Origin of the sequence: Actinomyces sp. MRS3W, from assembly GCF_032465695.1 — a bacterium.
In the GTDB taxonomy this organism is placed as follows: Bacteria; Actinomycetota; Actinomycetes; order Actinomycetales; family Actinomycetaceae; genus Actinomyces.
Genome location: NZ_JAWDJJ010000187.1, coordinates 1 through 4,123, shown reverse-complemented (window position 1 = coordinate 4,123; position 4,123 = coordinate 1). Strand labels below are relative to the sequence as shown.

The following is a 4,123-nucleotide window of genomic DNA, read 5'->3' as shown; positions in this document are numbered from 1 at the left end:
CCCCAGCCACTACCGGCCGGGCCACCGGAGCCCCCTGCTCCGCCGGGGCCTCCCTGGGGTCCGGCGAGGACGGCGTGCGCCTCAAGGTCGAGCCCGAGGGCCTGATGAATGGCCTGGGCGAGCACCGGACCGTGGCCGCCGTTCTCGAAGGCATTGACCAGCCCCTGCCCGGTGAAGATGACGTGGAATACGCCGTCGTTGATGCCGCCGGGCTGGGAGTTGGGGCCGACCAGGGCCCATGTCGCCCGGCGCGACCGCTTGGCTGCGTCAAGCACCTCCTCCCAACGGGCACGGATCATTTCGGCCTCGGCGGCGCCGCTCGCCGGGGCCGCCGCCGCATGAGGCTGGGGCGGATCCATTGGTGCTGGCGCGGAGGCGGATGAGTGCGCGGACGCTGCTGCCCCGGTGACGTCGGCCGACGCCGGGGACGTGGTCGGGGCGGCCGAGCGGGCGGAGCCGCCGCCTCGGCCGGGTTCCGCCGCGGGCGCCGGTTCCCACTCGGTGTCTGCCAGGGGGGCGCCGGTAGCGGCCGTGGCAGCGGGGGGCTGCGGGCCGGCTGCCGCTGCCTGACGCTGCTGGCGAGGTTCGCCCTCGGTCGCAGTCGCAGCCTCCCGGGCCGGCTGGGGGGCTCCCTCGACCGTAACCTGCCGGGCGGGTGCGGACGTCGCAGACGGCGCTGGTGCGGGGCGCGGCGTCGATGCGCCCGACCAGCCCCCGGCGCCCCGCGTCGGTGACGCGGCGGGAGGGGCGGACTGCGCCGTCGTCGGCGCGCCGGAAGCAGCAGCATCGGGCAGCAACAGGCGGGCCATGAGCAGCTCCAGCTGCAGCCGCGGGGAGGTGGCGCCCACCATCTGGTCGAGTGCTTTGGCGGTCACGTCCGCCGCCCGGGACAGTCCCGGCGCCCCGAGGGTGCGCGCCTGGCCCTCCATGCGGGCGAGCTCATCGGCCGGCAGGGAGCCGAGCGCGGGGCCGGCTTCGCTGCCCGCCAGGGCGATGACGAGCAGGTCGCGCAGGCGCTGCAGCAGGTCCTCGACGAAGCGCCGCGGATCATGCCCGGAAGTGACCACGCGGTCCACGACCCGGAACACGCCGGCGCCGTCGGCCGCGGCCACGGCATCCACGCAGAAGTCGAGCAGAGTGGTGTCGGTGTAGCCGAGCAGGGCGACGGCGCGGGAGTAGTCGACCTGGCCGTCGACGGCGCCGCCGATGAGCTGGTCCATGACCGACAGGGTGTCGCGCACGCTGCCGCCGCCCGCGCGCACCACGAGCGGGAATACGCCGGGGCCGACGCCGATGCCCTCCGCCTCGCACAGGTGTCCCAGGTAGTTCTCCAGGATGTCCGGCGGCACCAGCCGGAAGGGGTAGTGGTGCGTGCGGGAGCGGATCGTGCCGATGACCTTGTCCGGTTCGGTGGTGGCGAAGATGAACTTCACGTGGTCCGGCGGCTCCTCGACGAGCTTGAGCAGGGCGTTGAAGCCCTGCGGGGTGACCATGTGGGCCTCGTCGAGGATAAAGACCTTGTAGCGGTCGCGGGCGGGGGCGAAGGAGGCGCGCTCGCGCAGGTCGCGGGCGTCGTCGACGCCGTTGTGGCTGGCGGCGTCAATCTCGACCACGTCGAGGCTGCCGGGCCCGCCGGTGGCCAGGTCGCGGCATGACGGGCACACCCCGCAGGGGGTGTCGGTGGGGAACTGCTCGCAGTTGAGGCAGCGCGCGAGGATGCGGGCCGAGGTGGTCTTCCCGCAGCCGCGCGGGCCGGAGAACAGGTAGGCGTGGGTGACGCGGTCGGCGCTCAGGGCCGCCATGAGCGGAGCAGTCACGTGCTCCTGCCCGATGACGTCCTGGAAGGTGTCGGGCCGGTAGCGGCGGTAGAGGGCGGTGGTCACAGTCCGACTCTAAACGCGAGGGCCGACACGATGCGACGTCGTGAACGTTGCCGATCGCTCACTGGAGGGATCGGCTCACCGACGCCGGTGGCGATGGGCGCGACGACGCCGCCCACGAGGGCGGGTCCGGAGCCAGTGCCCGGCCCGGCCGAACCGAGATCCCGGCCCGGGCTTGGCCGACTCCGAACGCACCGATTACTCGGTGCCGAGCTCGGCGGTCAGCTCGTTGCCGAAGGCGGCAAGCTCCTCAACACTGATGAAACTGACGTCCGACGTGATCACCACCGTTCCGTCGGTAGTCTGCAGGTAGCAGACGGGATTGTCGGATCCAGGATTGGTGCCACACAAGCCGGTGCCGCCGGGCACCGTGTTGCTCAGGTTCTCAATCGCGCCCGCGTAATCCATACCCTCCCTGAACTCGACACTGATGGAGTCGAAGACGCCGTCCTCTTCATGGAGCTTGTACTGATCCGCGACTCCGTCATTTCCGGTGTTGGTGTAGTCGCCCACCTTCTCGGGCAGGTCCCGACCGGCCATGGCAGAGATCATGACGCCCTCGGGAGCCGGGGTGGCCTCGGCCGCCGAGTCGGCATCGGAGTCACCATCCGCGTCCGTGGACTCGGTGGCGTCGGCGTTAGTGGATTCCTTGACGTCCGGGGATGCCAGACCGTCCGGTGCCACGGTGGTCTCCACGGCGACGGCCTCGCTCGACGCCGAGGACTCGTCTGTGGACGTGGTGGAGTCCGAGGAGCCGCAGGCGGCCAGCGTCAGCGCAAGGCTTCCGGCGAGTAGCAGGGATGTGGCGGCAGAGCGAATATTGCGGTTGTGCATCTTTTTCAGGTCCATGCCTGCACCATAGGGGGATGCACCGCCCATGTCGATGGGTAGTAGGCACCTACGCCGCTGCGGTGTCGACTGGGGGTCGCAACCACGTCCGGGTGCGCATCAGGACCCCTCGTGCACCCGCCAGAGCCCGCTTACCCTTGCTACCTTCCGGTCCTGGGGGATTCACTGGATGACGCCGCACGAGGGGCCGACCCAGAGCATACCTGATGCCGACAGCCGGAACGAAAAACCATCCCACCCACCCACCTCGCCGAAACCGGCACTAATGACGTGCCCAAACCGGCACTAATGACGTGTCGAGACCGGTCGATGTGGTCACGGACGGGGATCCGACCACGCACACCCAGCGCCGGCACGGCACCGTTCATCCGGACATCATTGACAGCTCCCGTTGGACCGTCATCGCGCGGTTGGACCGTCTCAGCCGCTGGCTCAGGCAGTCCAACCGGGCGTAGGCAGTCCAAGCGCTGGTGGCTGGCAGGCAGTCCAAGCACCGCCGGCGAAGACGCCTCGCGCCTGCGCATGAGACCTCGTTTGGACAGGACCTCACATGAGCGCGAGCCTGCGTCGCCACACATCCTCGGCCGCGCCGCTCCGTCACCGCGGGCCACCGAAGTCCCCGGCGTGACCGATGCCACCGCTACAGGTTGGCGCAGAGGGCGCATCGTCCGATATATTCCCTTGTCGCTGCACGTGGTCGGCTGACTGCGGGCCGCACCTGGAGGATTCGCCTAGCGGCCTATGGCGCACGCTTGGAAAGCGTGTTGGGTGCAAGCCCTCGGGGGTTCGAATCCCCCATCCTCCGCCACCAGAATCCCCGGAGCTCTAGCGGTTCCGGGGATTCTCTTTTTCCTTCTGTCAACACTCCTGTCAACACCGCGCCCTCGCAACCACCCCGCTTTTCCTAGGGCCTTCACAGCCGTGCACGGGAGTCTTTCCAGGCCCCTCGGGTTCCATAGTTGTTGCCGCCGGGCGGAACGGGTCACGAGGGAATGGGGAGCCCAGTGACTGCCCCGCCTCCGAGACGGAACGGGTCCATGGGAGCCCGTATCGCGTCGTCCCGGCGAAGGAGGACCGCCCCTCGGGACCGGGAATCCCGAGGGCATCGAGCACCTCGTTGCGGTGGTCTGTGGGCCGGGCTTGGCGCCCGGCCCACAGACCACCGGCTTTGTCTCGGCCCACCAGAGCGGGAGATGAGTCACGTTTTTGCATAGGCCCTCCGGGGCACTTATGTGTCAGCCTAGAGCCATGCGTTGTTCCCTCTCTGTGCTCGCTGTCCCTGCCGCACTGCTGCTCATGCTGGGGGTGACGGCCTGTCAGGGGCAGAGCTCTACCCCGACCAGCACCGCCACGGCGGCAGTGACATCAACCGCGTCTGCCGTGCCGAGCAATGC

The 4,123-nt window shown here is 69.7% G+C and carries 2 protein-coding genes, 1 tRNA gene and 1 other RNA gene; 1 reads left to right on the top strand and 3 read right to left on the bottom strand.

All coding sequences use genetic code 11. The features are described 5' to 3' along the window. The 3 genes from RWX45_RS07005 to ffs all read right to left on the bottom strand — a co-directional run. On the bottom strand, positions 1–1,883 hold a 1,883-nt coding region (locus tag RWX45_RS07005), incomplete at its 3' end, for a DNA polymerase III subunit gamma and tau (protein WP_316023021.1). A 195-nt stretch (positions 1,884–2,078) separates the two neighbouring features. Continuing rightward, positions 2,079–2,729, bottom strand: coding sequence for a hypothetical protein (locus tag RWX45_RS07000; protein WP_316023020.1), 651 nt, complete (start codon positions 2,727–2,729; stop codon positions 2,079–2,081). Positions 2,730–2,826: 97 nt separating this feature from the next. Then, an RNA gene (gene ffs, locus RWX45_RS06995) (signal recognition particle sRNA small type) lies at positions 2,827–2,921 on the bottom strand. Between the two features lie 528 nt (positions 2,922–3,449). On the opposite strand from ffs, the gene RWX45_RS06990 reads away from it, so the two are divergent. After that, a tRNA-Ser gene (locus tag RWX45_RS06990) sits at positions 3,450–3,537 on the top strand. The last annotated feature ends 586 nt before the right edge of the window (positions 3,538–4,123 follow it).